The sequence below is a fragment of the Rhodococcus sp. IEGM 1372 genome (assembly GCF_030056835.1).
Lineage (GTDB): Bacteria > Actinomycetota > Actinomycetes > Mycobacteriales > Mycobacteriaceae > Rhodococcoides.
Window position 1 is genome coordinate 1 of record NZ_JASHKS010000050.1, and the last position, 17,748, is coordinate 17,748.

Sequence of the window (17,748 nt, forward strand, 5' to 3'; positions counted from 1 at the left end):
GGCGTCCCTGCGCGTGTCGCTGCGTGCTTCCGAACAGGATCGGTGTCTGGGTCGGTGGCCGACGTTGCCTGAGCTGGAGGGGCGGTCGCAGGTGCGGGTTTGGACTCGTCGTTCTCCTCGGCATCGCCGGTCTCGCCGGTCTCGTCGGTCTCCTCGGCATCGGCGACCTCAGCTGCGAGTGACTCAGGTGCCGCTGGTGCCGGTGCTGCGGGCTCCGGTGCCGGTGTCGAGGTATTTCGAGGTACAGGTACAGGTACAGGTACAGGTACAGGTACAGGTACAGGTACAGGTACAGGTGCAGGTGCAGGTGCACCTGCGGCTGCCGGTGAACTGGCCGGGGTCGGTTCGGTCGAGGAATCTGTCGCCGACCTCGAGTCCGCCCCCGACCCAGTTCCCTCAGCCGCAGCCGCAGCCGCAGCCGAGTCTGCAGCCAAGCCCAAGCCCAAGCCCGTGTCGTTGTCTTCGTCCGTCGCTGTTTCCGTCTCGGGTTCTGTTGCAGCCGATGTCTTCTCGCTGTCTGGGCGTCGTTCCCATTCCCCGGTCTCTGGGTTCTGCACAGCGAGTCCGAGTTTCTCGGCGAGGGTCACTGCTTCGGTAAGCAGGATCTGCCAGTGACTGTTGCGTGCCAACTCTCGCGCGAGGTCGGGGTCGATGGATCCGTGCCCGGCGAGGTAGGCGGGGTTGGCGAGTAGCCCGATGAGGGTGGCGATGTCGACGGTGATCATCGTGAGCGGCACCCGTCGATCCGGCAACGCGGTGTCTTTCTTCGGGCAATCCTCGCGTTGGCACAGGCATGCCAGTCGGGGTTCTCCGTGCATGCGGGCCATGAAGGCATCGCACAGGCGTTCTTTCTTCCCCCGCGGGTCTTTCGGGCAGAGGGTGTCGGCCATCTCTTCGAGGAGTTGCCATGCGGCGGCGGCTTCGGGGGCGGTCAGCTCGGCTCGGATGCGGGCCAGTTCGCCGGCGGGACTGTAGGTGACGGTCCGGAACTTCTTCGCGAACTCCCGCAGCGCCGCGGCTTCTTCGGGTGCGACGCGCAGCAGGATGTCCCAGATCGCCTGCTCGAGCGGGCCCGGGGACGACCTCCGCGCCGCCTCGACCACCTCGGCTTCGACGCGGGTGACGATGTCGTCGGAGAGGTTGTCGAGGATCCGGCATACCGTCCGCACGCGGGGGAGATCGATCTCGCCTGCCTCGAACGTGGTCTTCACCAGAGGAAGCCGGGTGTGCAGGGCGACACCGACGGACACATACGCTTCGGCGACCGTCGCCGAGCAGCCCAATGCCACTGCCATCTCCGTGCGCCCGTATCGGCTGTAATGCTTGTGCTTGGCGTCCCGGGCGATCCAGTCGCAGTGCACGCGATAGCAGGCGGTGATCTTGCGGGCCGCCTGCCGATTCTCCTCACGCGCAGCCGCGGTCAACGCCTCCAGTGACACAGTCGGTACAGCACCCAATTTTTTCACCCCCCGGTGAGCCGAAACAAGAACGCCTGTTCGAATAAGAGAATGGTATCTCGACCCACCGACAGAAACGTAAATACATTGGCTCGGGCGCTCTGAGCAAGGGCAACAGGAGGAACTGCTGCTCGGTGCGCCCGCGAGCTCGGCGGCATTGCGAGTTCCGCGCGAATCATGTTCACCTGTATCAGTGGTGGTACGTTCCGAGCGATTTCCGCTGAAGCCGCGGAAGCCGACCGCATGTTTGTCGGGCGTCGGTGGCATCATCGCGGCGTGCTTCCAGCGTGGAGGTTGTGACAGTGAACGATCAAAAGATTCCGCCCGGATCTGATCGACCGCAACGAGAGTCCCCATTCTTGTTGGCTCTCGGCATGGCGGTGATCATGACATGGGCTTCGGCGTCGACAGCGACGCTGATCTACGCGCTCCTCGGCAGAACCGGATACCCACTGTCGGTTCTACTGCTCGTGGTACCGCTGGTCCCGTTCTATGCGTGGGTGATGCGTAAGGAGAAGGCACTGCAAGCCGGACCGAATTGGGATCGGCAGAAGGACAAGTTCTTGGCGGTGGTCATCTTCCCGGTTGTGGTTGTGGCCGTCATGCTGGCTGTGCTCGCACCGGTTCCGGTCCTGACTAACGCGCTTCCCACTGGAGGGGCGTTCGGTGCGACCGTTGCCTCGGCGGTCGTGATCGTCATCGCGATCATCGCGCGTGGTCAATGGCGCTCACGACGCGAGCACTAGTTCGAGATTTCGCCGGGCACTTCTACGTTGCTCACACCACGAAAGGTCGAATCGCAACAGGCGTACGGTCGCAAGGGCCCGATTCCTCGACTCGAAATGGACTCCAGTGCCCAGTTCACATGTGCAGATTCCCATGACCGACGGCGCGGCGGACGCGTTCGTCACCTACCCTGACGGCGATGGGCCGCATCCCGCAGTCCTGCTCTACATGGACATATTCGGCGTGCGACCAGTGTTGGAGGCCATGGCCCGCGAACTGGCCGAGCACGGTTACTACGTGCTGGTCCCCAACCTCTTCTACCGACACGGACCAGCACCGGTGGTCGAGCTACCCGAGCTCATCGACAGCGAGTCACGCCCGGCGCTCGTGGAGAAGCTGATGCCGCTGTTGGCCGAGCACACCGCTGACCGAGCCCGCGCCGACGCCGAGGACTATCTCGCATTTCTCGACGAACAGCCGGCAGTGGGCGCCGGAAAGGTAGCAGTGGTCGGCTACTGCATGGGCGGAGTCCTGGCGATCCGCACGGCGGCCGCATTCCCCGATCGAGTCAGCGCTGCTGCAAGCTTCCATCCGGGGAAGCTCGTGACCGACGAGCCGGGCAGTCCCCATCGGTTACTCCTTGACGTTGCGGCTACGTCGGATCGTTCCGCAGGCTCCACTCTTGCCGCTGTCCACATCGGCCACGCTGATGGCGATATGACGCCCGAGGCCCTCGACGAGCTCGACGGAGCCCTCGACGCGGCTGGACTCGAGTACACCTCCGAGGTCTATCCCGGTGCTGTACACGGATTTACGATGGCCGACACCACCGCATTCGATGCAGCTGCACTGCAACGGCATTGGGATCGTCTGTTGCCTTTGCTCGAACGCACGATACGTGTGGGCTGAGTCGGGCCGATACTTACGCGTACTTCGCATCCCCCGCCGGCCCGTCGTGGTGGATCGGACCCGCTGTATGTGTCAGTGGCAGAGTGCTACCCCCGCGTCGCACTGCGACGAATTCTGCAGCGATGGCCAGCGCGGTCTCCTCGGGAGTTCTTGCCCCCAAGTCCAGGCCGATCGGCGACTTCAAGCGTGCGAGCTCCTGCTCGGTCAACCCGACGTCGCGCAACCGGGCCGCGCGATCGTCGTGAGTCCTGCGCGATCCCATCGCGCCTACGAATGCGACGGGCAACCGCAGGGCCACCTCGAGCAGCGGCACATCGAATTTGGCGTCGTGCGTCAGGACGCAAATCACCGTGCGCGCGTCGACGGCCGTCCGCGCCAGGTAGCTGTGCGGCCATTCGGTTATAACCTCGTCGGCGTCGGGAAACCGTGCAGCAGTGGCGAATACCGGTCGCGCGTCACAGACCGTCACGTGATACCCGAGGAACTTGCCCACGCGGGCGAGTGCGCCTGCATAGTCGATTGCCCCGAAGATCAGCAGCCGCGGGGCAGTGGCGTAGGACTGCACGAACACGTCGAGATCAGGCCGGCACCGCACCGACCGGATGCCGGTACCGCCTGAGTCCAGCATCGCCAGCGCCTCACCGACGACCACCGCGTCGACGTCCGAAAAACCGGTCGTACCCATTGTGGCCGAGGACGAGACCGCGAGCGACTGCCCGGAGCCGTCGAGCATCGTGACCGTGGCCACCGCAGTGTCCGACGCGATGGCCGCGAGCACGGCCCGCGGAGGCCCGAGGCGGACGAACACCTCGATCACTCCCCCGCAGGTCAGACCGACAGCGAAAGCGTCGATGTCGCTGTAGCCGAACGATTCTCGCTTGGACTCACCGGTCTCGAGAACCTCGCGGCACAGCTCGTACACGGCTCCTTCGACGCAGCCACCGGAGACGCTGCCCACTGCTTCGCCGTCGGCGCAGACCGCCATCGCGGCACCCGGAAGCCTTGGGGCACTTCCGGATACCGCGATGACAGTCGCTACCGCACAGGGAATGCCGGCGCGGTCCCAGGCGGACAGACGATCGACGATCTCTTTCACGTTACGAGATTCCCAACGCTTCTTCGATCGGGTGCAGGGCGAAGTAGACCAGAAAGATACCCGACATCAGATACAGCAGCCAATGCGTCTGGCGTGCTTTGCCTTTGGCCAGACGAACGAGGGTGTAGGAGATGACGCCCGCCGCGACTCCCACTGTGATCGAGTATGTGAACGGCATCAGCACGATGGTCAGGAAGGCAGGAATCGCGATTTCGGTGTTCTCCCAATCGATCTTGCGTACGTGCGTCATCATCAGCGCGCCCACCAGAACCAGGGCCGGCGCAGCTGCACCGACGGGAACCACCCCGGCCAACGGAGTGAAGAAGATCAAGCTGGTCAGCAACCCGCCTGTAACGACGCTGGCGAGACCGGTTCGGGCACCTTCGGTGACGCCCGCTGCAGATTCCACGACAGCGGTGTTGGCGGAGCCGTTGATTGCGCCTCCGACGATGGCACCGATGCCGTCGACGGTGAGGATGCGGCTCAGTCCGGGCATCCTGCCTTGCTTGTCGACCAGGCCCGCTTCTTCGCCGACTCCGAGGATGGTGCCCATGGCGTCGAAGAAGCCCGACAACACCAGTGTGAACAGGACAACCGATGCCGTGACGATTCCGGCTCGGGCGAAGCCGCCGAACAGGTCGACGTTGAACAGCAGGTCGAATTGTGGTGTGGCGACGACGGAGTCGGGCACCTTCGGTACCACCGGGCCCCATGCCTCCGGCTCGATATCGAACACCGAGTTCAGGATGATCGCCAGGTTGGTGGCCACGAAGATGCCGATCAGCATCGCGCCCGGCACCTTCCGAACGAACAGCATGATCATCAGGATGAGCCCGACACAGAACACGAACACCGGCCAGCCGGCGAGCTTGCCGAACGTGCCGAGGGTGACGGCGGTTGCTGCCGACTCGTGGTGCCCGACGAACCCGGCGTCGACCAGGCCGATGAGCGCGATGAATGCACCGATCCCGACGCCGATCGCCTGCTTGAGCACCAGCGGTATGGCATCCATGATGAGTTGCCGAATGCCGGTGAGAGCGAAGACGACGATGACGACGCCCTCGAGAACCACCAGACCCATCGCCTGCGGCCAGGTCATGTACGGGGCCGCCTGGAACACCACGATCGGCGTCACCCCGAGGCCGGCTGCCATCGCGAGGGGCGCGTTTCCGACGACCCCCATCAGGATGGTCGTCAGCCCGGCGGACAGTGCCACCATGGTCGACAACTGAGCCGGATCGAGCGTGGCACCGGTGACATCGCGTGCATCACCGATGATCAGAGGGATGAGAACGATCAGGTAGGCCATGGCCACGAATGTGGTGACACCACCTCGAATTTCGCGTGACAGCGTGGAACCGCGGCCGGTGATGTCGAAGAACTTGTCGATCTGGGATCGACCTCGTCCGCTTTGGCGAGTGCTGGATGTGTGTACGTCGGTCATGATCGGCCCTCCCAGGGCGTGATCAACCTCGTCGAGCGTCGGGCCGGGCCGACATGCCGGGGGAGTTGGCGTCGGTACGGTTGTGCCGGAGAAGGTTTCGTCGAATGGGGATGGAACTCAGATCAGCTGTTGATGATGTGTTCGGGTCGAACGGGTACGCGGGTCAACGCGAGTCCGGTGGCGTTGCGGATGGCGGCGACGACGGCGGGCGTCGACGAGAGGGTGGGTGGCTCGCCGGCACCACGAAGGCCGTACGGTGCCAGGGGATCCGGGTTCTCGAGGATGTCCAGCTTCATGGGCGGCATGTCGAGAATCGTGGGGATGAGGTAGTCGGTGAACGACGGGTTCTTCACCAGACCGTCGACGACGACGATCTCCTCCATCACCGCGAGGCCGAGGCCCTGCGCTGTGCCGCCGTGGATCTGGCCTTCGAGTGAAAGCCGGTTGAGGATCTTGCCGACGTCCTGTACGGCCGCCATCTCGACGACCTTGACGAGTCCGAGTTCGACGTCGACGTCCACCACTGCGCGATGCACACACAGGGCGAGCTGCGTGTGGCTCGCGCCCTGTCCGGTGACCGGATCCATTCCGCTGGTGGGGCGATGGTGGAATTCACGCGTCTGCTCGATGACGCGATCGCCGAGTACGTCCTCGATCGTGGCCAGCACGCCGTCGGTTGCCGAGACGATCTTGCCGCCGTCGAGGCTGAGGTCGGCCACCGCGCGGCCCAGGTACAGTCCGGCCAGGACGAACACCGCCTCGCGCACGGCCTCGCACGCGGTCTTGACTGCGCCACCGGTCATGTACGACTGGCGCGACGCGGACGAAGAGCCCGCGTTACCGACCTTGGTGTCGGCGGGGTGGATGACGACCTTGGTGACGCCGAGTTCGGTGCGCGCGATCTGCGCCTCCAACGTCACCAGTCCCTGGCCCACCTCGGCAGCAGCCGTGTGCACCAATGCCGTTGCCTCGCCGCCGATCACCTCCAGACGGACGCGAGCAGTGGAGTAGTCGTCGTAGTTCTCGGAGAAGCAGATGTTCTTGATGCCGACGCCGTACCCGATCCCACGTACGACGCCTTCGCCGTGGGTGGTCTGCGATGCCCCACCCGGCAGATTCCGAATGTCCGACGCGTCCAGCGGGGCAGGTAGTTCCATCGCCTCGGCTCGGGCGAGCATTTCGGCCAGTGGGGCAGGTGCTTCGATGACCTGGCCGGTCGCGAGGATGGAACCTTGGCTGACGGCGTTGATCTGGCGGATCGCCACCGGTCCGATACCGCAGGCCTCGCCGAGCTTGTCCATCATCGACTCGTACGCGAAACATGCTTGCACTGCGCCGAAGCCACGCATCGCACCGCACGGTGGATTGTTGGTGTACACCCCGTACGCGTCGATCTCGATGTTGGGGATGACGTACGGTCCGACACCGAGCGAGGCCGCGTTGCCGACCACGTTGAGGGTGGCCGAGGTGTACGCACCGCCGTCGAGGATTATCTCGACATCGGCGAACACGAGCTTGCCGTCGCGGGTTGCACCGTATTCGTAGTGCATCTGCGCCGGGTGTCGGTGTACGTGGCCGAAGAACGACTCGTACCGGTTGTAGACGATCTTGACCGGCTTGCCGGTGTGCATGGCGAGCATCGCCGCGTGGATCTGCATCGACAGGTCCTCACGGCCACCGAATGCACCGCCGACGCCGGCCAGCGTCATTCGGATCTTCTCCTCGGGCAGGCCGAGACACGGCCCGATCTGCGCCAGATCGTTGTGCATCCACTGCGTTGCGACATAGAGATCCACGCCGCCGTCCTCGGCGGGCACGGCCAAGCCGGACTCGGGTCCGAGGAACGCTTGATCCTGGATGCCGACGGCGAAGTCGCTGCTGACGATGACATCCGCGGTGGCCCGGGCGGCGGCGACGTTGCCGACGCGCACCGGCTGATGCCGCGCCACTCCGCCGCGTTCCTGCACCTTCGGGTAGTCCGGGTCCAATGCTGCGCGTCGGGCATCGGTGAGAGGCTCGAGCACGTCGTAGACCACGACGATCTTTTCCATTGCGCGCCGGGCGGTTTCGGGATGATCGGCTGCGATCAACGCGATCGGTTCGCCCTCGTGCCGCACCTCGTCGAAGGCCAGCACGGGCTGATCCCACGTGTGGTCGAGTCCGAAGCACTTGCGCCCGGGCACGTCCTCGTGGGTGAGTACCGCCTCGACGCCGGGAGTTGCCAGCGCCTTCGAGATGTCGACAGAGACGATCTTCGCGCGGGGATGTGGGCTACGAAGGGTTGCGCCCCAGAGCATCCCGTCGATGAACAGATCCGATGAGTAGGCGAACTCGCCCTTGACCTTCAGCGTGCCGTCGGGTCGCAGCGGGCTGTCGCCGACGCGACCGCGACCCGGGGCGGGGATGTCGGCGGGAGCTTGCCGGGGTGTGGTGGTCGGGGCGCTCACAGCACGTCCTCCGCGAGTTTCATCAGGCGACGGTGCGCATCGGCTCCGGCGCGGCCTATTTCGTCCTGCGGTGCGCTGGTCAAGACATCGTTCTCGACGATCGTCCGGCCTCCCACCATCAAGCGCGCGAGCGGTGGTGTCTGCCCGTACGCGAACGCCACGACCGGGTCGTCCACGGCCGAGTAGAACCCGTCGGTGCGCCAGATCGCGATGTCGGCGAGCTTGCCGACCTCGAGCGAACCGATCTCGCTCTGACGGCCCAGTACCGTTGCGCCGCCCAGTGTTCCGATCTCGAGTGCCTGACGCGCGGTCAGTGCTGTCGGTCCGTACTTGGCCCGCTGCATGTACATGGCCTGACGGACCTCGCCTGCCAGCGGCACCATTTCGGCCGAGGCGGAACCGTCGACCCCCAGGCCGACGGGTGCGCCGGCGGCGAGCAGGTCCGAGATCCGGGCGATACCCGCGCCGAGCCGAGCATTGGAGCTCGGGCAGTGGGCGGTGCCGGTTCCGGTGGCCGCCATCTTTGCGATGTCGGAATCGTGCAGGTGCACTGCGTGTGCGAACCACACGTCGTCGCCCAGCCAGCCGACCTGCTCCATGTATTCGACCGGGGTGCAGTTCATCTGAGCGAGGCAGTGCTCTTCTTCGTCGAGGGTCTCGGCCAGATGCGTATGCAGCCGAACACCTTTCGCACGAGCGAGGGTCGCGGACTCGACGAGTAGCTCCTTGCTGATCGAGAACGGTGAGCAGGGCGCGACCGCGATGCGGAGCATGGAACCGAAGGAGGCGTCGTGGTAGGTGTCGATGGCCTCGGCGGTGGCCGTGAGGATGTCGTCGAGTGATTCGACGACCTCGTCCGGTGGCAGGCCGCCGTCGGACACACCCCGGTCCATCGAGCCTCGGCACGGCTGGAAGCGGACTCCGATGCGTTGCGCCGCGTCGATCTCGGCGGCGAACAGATCGCCTCGGCCCTGGGGGAAGATGTAGTGATGATCGGTGCTGGTGGTGCATCCCGATTTGGCCAGCCATCCGAGCCCGGCCGCGGCGGCACCGCCGACGACCTCGGCGTCCATCTTGGACCACGGCTTGTACAGAGCGACAAGCCATTCGAAGAGCGTGTTGTCCTTGGCCAGGCCCTGGGACGCCCACTGGTAGAGGTGGTGGTGTGTGTTCACCAGGCCCGGGGTGACCAGGCAACCGGAGGCGTCGATGGTCTCGGCGCCGGGGATGATCGGGGCGGGACCCGATCCGATGGCGGTGATCATCGTGCCCTCGACGACGAGGTAGCCGTCGGGGATTTCGTCTCCGACGATGGGCGCGATGTAGGCACCCGAGATGACAGTGGTCATTTGGCTTCGGCCTTTCGAGTTGCTGCAAGCCGCACGGCGTCCAGGATCTTCTCGTATCCGGTGCAGCGGCAGAGGTTTCCGGCGAGTGATTCACGGATCTCGACGTCCGACGGATTGGGAACGCGCTCGATCAGATCGTGTGCTTGCACCACGAGCCCGGGTGTGCAGAAGCCGCATTGGACGGCTCCGCATTCGACGAACGCCTCCTGCATCGGATCGAGCTTGTCGCCTTCGGCGAGGCCTTCGACGGTACGGATCTCGCGGCCCTCGACCTGACCGGCGGCCACCAGGCAGGCACATGCGGGGACGCCGTCGAGATAGACGGTGCACGAACCGCATTCACCTTGCTCGCAGGCATTCTTGGATCCGGGGAGTCCCATGCGTTCACGCAGCAGGTAGAGCAGACTCTCGCCCTCCCAGACGTCGTCGGCTTCCATGTCTTTTCCGTTGATGGTGCAGTTGACTCGCATGTTCAGGCCACCTTCCGTGCGGCTGTGAGGTCTCGCCATGCCCAGCCCAGTGTTCGCCGGGCCATCACGGACAGGGCGTGCTTGCGGTAATCGGCAGTGCCTCGTACGTCGTCGATGGGACTGGCTGCCGCACTGACCAATCGGCCGAATTCCTCCGATACCCGCGGATCGAGGGCACCGTCCCACTCGAGTTCGGCCGCGAGGTAGTTCTCGGCATCGTAAGCCCGGCGCGGCGTCGGCGCAGCGGAGCCGAGCCCGGTACCCACGCGACCCTCCTGCGGAAACAGTGCGATCGAGAACGAGCAGACGGCGATGACCATCGCGTTGCGGGTGCCGATCTTGGAGAAGTACTGCGGTCCCGCTGCCGGCGCTACGTGAAAGGCGCGGATGAGTTCGTCGGGCAGGCAGGAATTGCGCTTGACGCCGAGGTAGAACTCGGTGGCGGGGATCATGCGTACTCCGCGCTCGGCCGATTCGACCTCGACGGTCGCGCCCGCCGCGAGCAGAGGTGCGTGCAGATCGCCTGCTGGCGACGCGCCGCCGAGGTTGCCGCCGACGGTCCCGCGATTGCGGATCTGCGGTGAACCGACGGTGCGGGACGCCTGGGAGATGCCGGGAAGCATGTCTCCTAGCTCGGCGATGATGCGGACGTACGGCACGCCTGCGCCGACCCGCAGCGTCCCGTCGGGAAGGTGCTCCCATTCGGTGAGTTCGGTGATCGGGTTCAGATCCAGCAATGCGCCCGGCCTGTGCAGGTCGAAGTTCATCTCGACCATGACGTCGGTGCCGCCTTGAATGGGCACCACGTCGACGTCGTCGGCCTTCGCGGCCAACGCGTCGCCCCAGGTCTGTGGTCGTAGAAATTCCATCGTGCTGTTCTCCGCTCACGTGTCTTTCGGTCGTGTTCACCCAGTACAGCCGCCGGAGGTCACGCGAACGAGAGACAGGAACGACGAAGTATGACGCCGATCACAGTGTAGGTTTTGGAGGATCCTACGAAGAGGAGGTCGATGCACCGTGAGACTGCGTGATCTGGCCGATCTCCCCGACCTGAAACTGCAGCCGATCGTCACTCCCGAGCACTTCGATCCCACCATCCGATGGGTCGTGACCACCGACATGCTCGATCCGAGCCGATACCTCAGCGGCGGAGAGCTGGTGCTGACCGGTCTGATGTGGCGGACGGGCCCCGAGGACTCGAGGACGTTCGTCCGGGCGGTGTCCAAGGCCGGGATCTCGGCGCTGGCGGCATCCGACGACGGCGTGGTGCCCGACGATCTGGTCGACGCCTGCCTCGAGCACGGCCTGCCGCTCTTTCGGGTCCCCGCAGACATCGCTTTCGCCACCGTCACCGAGAGTGTGGTCCGGCAACTGTCCACGGCCCGGGCCTCGGACCTGAGCCTGGTGCTCGATCGGCATCGACGCCTGGTGGCGAGCGCGGGGCCCGGTGGGGGTCTCGGTCCGCTGCTGGAGATGGTCAGCTCCGATCTGGGGATGAACTGCTGGGTCGTCACGTCGTCGGGACGGGTACTCGCCGGATCGGAAAATCCGCCGGATACCGAAGCGGTGGCGCAGGATTTCATGAACTCGGTGCGGCTGCCGCGCTATTGCCCGGAGCAGCGAGTCTCGGTGTTCGCCGTCGACGGTGAGTCCGCACCGCGGGTCGTGGATTGGTTCGTGGCCTTCGAAAGCGATTGGCAGACATGGGATGCACCGAGACTTTCTCTGGCCGGACAGCTGGCGTCGATCGTGGCGATGGAACGCAGTCGCGTCGACGATCGCCTGTCCGGGTCGGGAATTCTGGCGCAGGAATTCGTGCGCACGATCGTCGGCGGTGCGACGGCCGCTGACATCCTCGCCCAGATGCACGTCATCGGGCTCGACATCGAAACACGGTACGCTGCAGTGGCTGTGGCCACGTCTGGGGAGACGTTGCGGCTCGGCGAGCTCCGCCCGCTGTTACGAGAAGTGCTGGCACCGTTGGAGATCACGCTCGGAATCGTCGACGGCGAGGCCATCGCGTTGGTGGAGGCGCGAACCGATCGAACCGATTCCGTGCGGCGAGCGGTCCACACGTTGGCACCGGGACTGATCGGTAGCGGCACCTCGATCGGTGTCAGCGCTCCGACCGCGCCCGCCGACATCCGAAGCGCGATCGAGGAAGCGCGCTACGCCCGCAGACTCGCCGAGCGTCGTGGCTCGGATTGCAGCGTCGTCGGGCACGATGAATTGGCCACGCTGACAATACTTCTCGCCAACGTTCCCGACGACGTGCGACGCATGTTCACCTCGAGACTGCTGACTCCCCTGGTCGACTACGACGACCTGCACAACAGTGATCTCGTCGAGACACTGTCGGTGTACCTCGACACCAACGGAGCCTGGACGCGATGTGCCGAACAACTGCACATGCACGTCAATTCCGTCCGATATCGCATCCAGCGCATCGAGGAACTGACCGGCCGCGATCTGTCGCGACTGGAGGACAGGATCGAGTTCTACTTGGCTTTACGGCTGCGGTGACCCGTCGCGGTCTACCCTGGAGCCATGGCTCTCATTGCAACACTGGATCTGACGTTCAAGCCCGAGTCTCTCGCCGACGCGCGAGCACTGCTGCGCACGGTGCTGGCCGATACCCGCGCGTTCGAGGGTTGCCTCGGCGTCGACGTGTGGGTCGACGAGGAGAACGAAGCCCACGTGGTGGCCTACGAGACGTGGGAGTCGGCCGAGGCCGATGCGAAGTACCGCGAGTTCCGCGCCGGTCCCGGCCAGATCACCGAACTGCCGCCGATGCTCGCTGCCGCTCCGACACTGACGAAATTCACGGTCGACTCGTCGATCTGATCGGCAAGTATTCGGCTACCTCGTCACCTGGTGGTGGGAGTAAGCAGAAGCAGGTTCCGGTCGGCCGGTGAGGAAGCCCTGAACCATCTGGGCTCCCAATTCGTGCGCCACTTGCAGTTCCGCTTCGGTCTCGACGCCTTCCATGATGACGGTGGCGTCGATCTGCCGGGCGAAGTCGACGATCGCGGTCGCGGCTGCTCGACGCAGGGGATCGCGGTCGATTCCGTGGACCAGCGCATAGTCCACTTTGAGGATGTCGGGCCGCAATTCGATGACGTGGCGTAGACCGGCGAATCCGGCACCGACGTCGTCGATGCAAATCTGTACTCCCGCAGCACGCAGGCTGTCGATGGCTCGGGTGACCGCGAGGTAGTCGTCGACTCGCTCGTGCTCGGTGATCTCGAGGAAGAACGTCCGCGACGCCAGGTGCGGGCGTAGTCGATCGAGCAGGTTCGTCGTGCGGATGGTGTCCGCGGATGCGTTCAGCGAGACGAATGATCCCGGCGGTAGCGCATGTATCGAGTCGAGCGCCCGGTCGAGTGCGGCACGTTCGAGGCGGGGACCGATGCCGGCCTCGGTGGCGTCTCGGTACCACGAGAGCGGCGATCCGGCACCGAACGGAAAGCGCGAGAGTGCCTCGAAACCGACGACGGATCCCTTGACGGTGTCGCAGATGGGCTGGAAGAAGATGTCGGGGCCGCCGGATGCGATGAGTTCGTCGATCCGGCTCCGCGTCTGCTCGTGCGAGTTCGCTTCGGGAAGACGATCGGACGCCGCGCTTCCGGAGGTTCGTGCCTTGAATCGGTACATCTCGATGTCGGCCAGCGCGATCAACCGTCGAACCAGAACATGAATGCTGGTGTCGGAGTCGAGTGCCTCGACGGCCGAACCGAGGCTGGTGGTGAACCGAGGACCGTCGAACGTTTCCTCGAGCGCAGCCCGAATCCTGTTGTCCGACTGAGTGATCTCCTCTCGAGTTCCGGTTCTGACAACCACGAACTCATCACCGCCCAGGCGTGCGACCGCCGACCGATCGCCCACAGCCTCGGACAGGCGTCGGGCGACTTCGATGAGAACGGCGTCGCCCGATGGATGCCCGAATCGGTCGTTGATCTGCTTGAAACGGTCGATATCGAGGACCGTGACCCCCACCGCTTGACCGGCCTCGGACGGTGAGACACCCAGGGTGTCCACGGTGTCCAGCAGACCGCGGCGATTCCACAGGCCGGTCAACGGGTCGGTCAGCGCCCGCGCGGCCTTGAGACGTAATTGCCCTATGTACGCCTTGATCATGAAGGGTGCCGCGTAGAGAGAACCGATGGTCACGATGCGGGACGCGGTCGACCACGGGTCGGCACCATCGGCGACGGCAAGAACACCGAGCGTCAGCAGCGTGATCGTTGCGACGCCGAGGTGTGTGACCATCACCCGATACGAACTCCCGACGACGATGAATGCGGCGACTATCGCGAACATCGCGCAACCCGGCATCGCGTCGAAATGGGTCTGGAACGACAGCAGGACCGAGACGATGCCGAAATCTGCGTACAGGACGTAGGCCGTCGCCAGATGCGGAGACGTCCAAGGACGGATGTACCAGGCGATGGCCACGGGCATCGTGGTAGCCGACGCGATGAGGACCACGATCGACATCGGTTCGGAGAACTGCCCCGCCGGTATCATCAGTACCCCGGCCAGTCCGAACGTCAGCGTCATTCCGCTGATGAACAGTCGAACCCATCGTTCCTTTGCGGTGGGGATGAAATCTCCCTGATCGGAAATAGCAACGCCCTCCGTCGAATAAGGCCCCAACCTGCATGAACGCTAGCACTCGGCGTATACGCGCACCCTGAATCGGACGAATCAGACCATGTCTCGCTTGGTGAGCCACCGTAGTGTCGGCCACCCGAGAAACACCGGCAACCAGCAGGTCAGGACGCGATAGAGCAAGACCGACGGCACGGCGATGGAGGCGGGCACTCCGAAGGCGGCCAGACCGCCGATGAGTGCGGCCTCCACGGCACCCACACCGCCCGGCGTCGGTGCGGCCGAGGCCAGAGTTCCGCCGATCATCGTCACCACCGTCACGGTGACGAACGTGGTGCCGCCGCCGAAGGCCTCGATGCTTGCCCACAGTGCGAGCGCGGCACCCAACGTCGTGGCCGCGCAGCCGAGGATGATGATCGAGAACCGTTTGGGGTCGCGGGCGAGTTCGCCCAGTTCGCCGAGGACTTCCTTGATCTGCGGACGAACGGCGACCCGCAGCCAGCGTCGCAGCTTGGGTACGAACATGAACGTCCCGACGACGCCGAAAGCGGCACCTGCGATGAGATACAGCACGGTGTTGCCCGGCACCATGTTCGACAGACCGGACGAGGTGCCTGCGACGACGCTGAAGAAGATCAGCAGGCTCACGTGCGTGATCACCTGGACCGATTGTTGCAGCGCCACAGCCGCCGTCGCGCGAACCGTTCCCAATCCACCCTTCTGCAGGAATCGCACGCTCAGGGCCAGTCCGCCGACGCCGGCGGGTGTCGTCGTCGCCGCGAAGGTGTTGGCGACCTGCATCACCGTCAGATTCCAGAAGCTGACCTTGCCCAACGCGCACGCCCACAACGCGGCTCCGGCACCGACGTACGTCAGCGCGGACACCGCCAGACCGAGCAGAGCCCACCACCAGTTCGCCGAACCGAGTTCGGTGACGAACGCGGGCACCGCACTGATGAACGGGTATGCGACGTAGACCAATCCGATCAACAGCACGAGCGAGATGATCTGGTTGCGGCTGAATCGGGTGACCTGTTCGGCCTCGATCTTGGCGGCACCGGTCTGCTCGAGAACCTCTAGCCGGACTGCCTTCATCGTCTTGTCGGCGTCGCGCACCGATTGGCGAATACGCGGCGGGATGGCGGACTTGGTCAAACGACCCGAGGCCGCAACCACGGTCTCGAAGCCGAGTACGTCGATGGCGGTCGCGACGGCGCGCTGGGAGCCGAACAGGTCTGCGGTGGTGAGCAACAACTGCGCGACGTCGGATTGCATCTGGGAATCAGAGGCACCCAGTTCGGCATGGCCGAAGCCGCAGAAGAGGGCCTTGCCGTCGTGGATCCGGAGTTCGTTTCGGTGCAGGTCACCGTGGGAGATCTGGTTCTCGTGCAGAGTGTGCAGGGCCGACCACAGAGCGCCGAGGGTGGCGTCGTCGTGCTCCGCCTCGATCGGATCACCGATGGGAAGGCTGTGCGCGTACAGGGTCCATCCTCTGTCGAGCGCGGCCACCGCCAGTGGGTGACTTCCCGCCGCACCCAACCCCTTGATGGCAAGGCCCATCAGGGCGCGATGCTCGACGGCCCGGCGCATCGACGCGTGCAATGGCGCAGTTTCGCTGCCACGCAGTGTGATCCACCGCCAGGACTGACGTAGGGCACCGCCGCTGCGCTGATTCTGCCCGTACAACTCGACCACCACATCGGCGTCGGGAGTGTGTGCGTTCAACACCAACGGGCCGGGGCCGGCCGGACGGACGACGGTGAAGCTGCGCACGGTGACACCGCGGCTGTGGAACAGGCGAACCGCCGCGTCGAGCGGAACCTCGAGCGCCGGGGTGCCGACGAGCAACACGATGACGGCTCCGACGAGCCAGCCGACCGCCAGTCCGAGCATCGAGCGAGCCGGGACCACGGTGGAGACGACCAGGTGCATCGGTACGAATGCGAGCAACAGCGTCCACCATGCCCGACGCCACTTCGCGGGTAGGCCGGGGCCGGAGACCGTCAGAGCCGCGGCCAGCATCGCGATCCAGCGCGAATCGTCGAGGAATTGCGCGAGGAACGTGTCGAGTCGGTCGGGAACGTCGAGGTCCCAGGTGGGAGTGGAGATCCCGGTTCCGGTGATCGACAGCGCCAGAGCGGCCAGCAGTGCTGCGGCCGCGTACCCGGCGAGCAGTTTCCATTTGCGGCCGGCGATCAGTCCGATCAGGACGCCGAACGGGAGCGCGAGAATGGCGACGCCGTAGACGATGTAGACGGCGTTGGATTGGTCGGGACTGAGCACGCCGACGATGTTCGAGACCGATTGCTCGAGGGCATCCCACTGATTTCTGGTGATCAGCGAACCGGCGATCACCACGCCCAACAGTGCCGCGGCCGATACGACCCGAATGATGTCGCTGGTTCTCCGCACCAGCGGCTGAAGCAGGTTTCCCGCTACGGGAATGTCCCGCCCATCCACACGCATGGGGTCAACCTACCGTGCGGTACGCCTGCGGAGTTCGTTGCGGACGGTGGGCCATTCGGATTCGATGATCGAGAACACGACGGTGTCGCGCAACGAACCGTCGGACATGCGTTGATGATTGCGCAGAATCCCGTCCTGCTTCGCACCCAGCTTCGCGATCGCCGTCCGCGACTGCAGGTTCATCCAATGGGTACGAAACTCGACGGCGATGCATCCCAGTTCCTCGAATGCATGCGTCAGCAGCAGCAGTTTGCTCGCCGGATTGGTGCCGGTTCCGTGCGCGGAGCGGGCATTCCACGTGTATCCGATTTCGACGCGACGGTTGGTGGCGTCTGCGTTGCAGAATGTCGTCGCTCCGATGATCTGCCCGGTGTCGTTGCGGCGCAGCGTGAACGGAAGCATCGTGCCTGCGTCGAGCAATCCGAGTCGACGGTCGATCTCGGCCGCCATGTCCTCGGGCTTCGGAACGCTGGTGTACCAGAGATTCCACAGCTCCCCGTCGCGGGCGGCATCGCACAGACCTTCGAGATGATCGTGGCTCAGAGGCTCGAGGGTCACGAGATCGTCAGTGAGGGTCACCGGTTGCAGAAAGGACATTCGCCGACGATACGTCGGATCTGCCCGTCCGGGAAAGCATGACGATCAGCACTGCGGTGACGGCCATGAGTACTAGGGCAATCACCTCGGTGAAGGCGGGGTCACAGCAGGCGACCATCACGGTCTCGCTACCGTTACTGATGGATCTGATCGCCGACGAAATTCGCTGGCTCGCG

General features: G+C 64.8%; 14 protein-coding genes. 4 read left to right on the forward strand and 10 right to left on the reverse strand.

The genetic code is table 11. The annotated features are described in order from the left end of the window. The coding region (locus QM590_RS23675; RefSeq protein WP_283279332.1) for a DUF222 domain-containing protein at positions 1-1,439 on the reverse strand (1,439 nt) is incomplete at its 3' end. 404 nt (positions 1,440-1,843) lie between these two features. Here QM590_RS23675 and QM590_RS23680 point away from each other — a divergent pair. Together QM590_RS23680 and QM590_RS23685 are read left to right on the forward strand one after the other, a co-directional pair. Further along, entirely contained in the window at positions 1,844-2,203 is a 360-nt protein-coding gene (locus QM590_RS23680) for a hypothetical protein (protein WP_149406807.1), read from the forward strand. Between the two features lie 106 nt (positions 2,204-2,309). Further along, positions 2,310-3,092, forward strand: coding sequence for a dienelactone hydrolase family protein (locus QM590_RS23685; protein ID WP_269596617.1), 783 nt, complete (start codon positions 2,310-2,312; stop codon positions 3,090-3,092). Positions 3,093-3,105: 13 nt separating this feature from the next. On the opposite strand, the gene QM590_RS23690 is transcribed toward QM590_RS23685, so the two are convergent. The 6 genes from QM590_RS23690 to QM590_RS23715 form a co-directional block, all read right to left on the reverse strand. Further along, positions 3,106-4,188: an XdhC family protein gene (locus tag QM590_RS23690; RefSeq protein WP_269596616.1), complete on the reverse strand. Its 1,083-nt coding sequence runs from the start codon at positions 4,186-4,188 to the stop codon at positions 3,106-3,108. A 1-nt stretch (position 4,189) separates the two neighbouring features. Further along, the gene (locus QM590_RS23695) at positions 4,190-5,632 is read right to left on the reverse strand and encodes an NCS2 family permease (RefSeq protein ID WP_269596615.1); all 1,443 of its coding nucleotides are present in this window, start codon (positions 5,630-5,632) and stop codon (positions 4,190-4,192) included. A 122-nt stretch (positions 5,633-5,754) separates the two neighbouring features. Further along, positions 5,755-8,079, reverse strand: a complete 2,325-nt coding sequence (locus tag QM590_RS23700; RefSeq protein WP_269596614.1) for a xanthine dehydrogenase family protein molybdopterin-binding subunit — start codon at positions 8,077-8,079, stop codon at positions 5,755-5,757. Then, the gene (locus QM590_RS23705; RefSeq protein ID WP_149406810.1) at positions 8,076-9,428 is read right to left on the reverse strand and encodes an 8-oxoguanine deaminase; all 1,353 of its coding nucleotides are present in this window, start codon (positions 9,426-9,428) and stop codon (positions 8,076-8,078) included. The genes QM590_RS23700 and QM590_RS23705 overlap by 4 nt, the downstream gene beginning before the upstream one ends. Further along, positions 9,425-9,898 (reverse strand): (2Fe-2S)-binding protein, encoded by a 474-nt coding sequence (locus tag QM590_RS23710; RefSeq protein WP_068048485.1) that lies wholly within the window; start codon positions 9,896-9,898, stop codon positions 9,425-9,427. Before QM590_RS23710 ends, QM590_RS23705 begins: the two co-directional genes overlap by 4 nt. A 2-nt stretch (positions 9,899-9,900) precedes the next feature. Then, on the reverse strand, positions 9,901-10,767 hold the full coding sequence (locus QM590_RS23715) for an FAD binding domain-containing protein (protein WP_149406811.1): 867 nt from the start codon (positions 10,765-10,767) through the stop codon (positions 9,901-9,903). 148 nt (positions 10,768-10,915) lie between these two features. Here QM590_RS23715 and QM590_RS23720 point away from each other — a divergent pair, with 148 nt between their 5' ends. After that, a complete protein-coding gene (locus tag QM590_RS23720) occupies positions 10,916-12,421 on the forward strand; it encodes a PucR family transcriptional regulator (RefSeq protein WP_269596613.1) in 1,506 nt (501 codons plus the stop codon). A 24-nt stretch (positions 12,422-12,445) separates the two neighbouring features. Continuing rightward, positions 12,446-12,742, forward strand: coding sequence for a putative quinol monooxygenase (locus QM590_RS23725; RefSeq protein ID WP_094687235.1), 297 nt, complete (start codon positions 12,446-12,448; stop codon positions 12,740-12,742). A gap of 15 nt (positions 12,743-12,757) precedes the next feature. Here the strand turns inward: QM590_RS23725 and QM590_RS23730 are convergent, their stop codons facing one another. From QM590_RS23730 to QM590_RS23740, 3 genes are read right to left on the reverse strand one after another with little or no spacing between them, the layout of a single operon-like run. Further along, positions 12,758-14,554, reverse strand: coding sequence for a bifunctional diguanylate cyclase/phosphodiesterase (locus tag QM590_RS23730; RefSeq protein WP_269596612.1), 1,797 nt, complete (start codon positions 14,552-14,554; stop codon positions 12,758-12,760). 51 nt (positions 14,555-14,605) lie between these two features. After that, positions 14,606-16,975: a lysylphosphatidylglycerol synthase transmembrane domain-containing protein gene (locus tag QM590_RS23735; protein WP_149406812.1), complete on the reverse strand. Its 2,370-nt coding sequence runs from the start codon at positions 16,973-16,975 to the stop codon at positions 14,606-14,608. 9 nt (positions 16,976-16,984) lie between these two features. Then, a complete protein-coding gene (locus tag QM590_RS23740; RefSeq protein WP_068048498.1) occupies positions 16,985-17,572 on the reverse strand; it encodes a GNAT family N-acetyltransferase in 588 nt (195 codons plus the stop codon). Between the last annotated feature and the right edge of the window lie 176 nt (positions 17,573-17,748).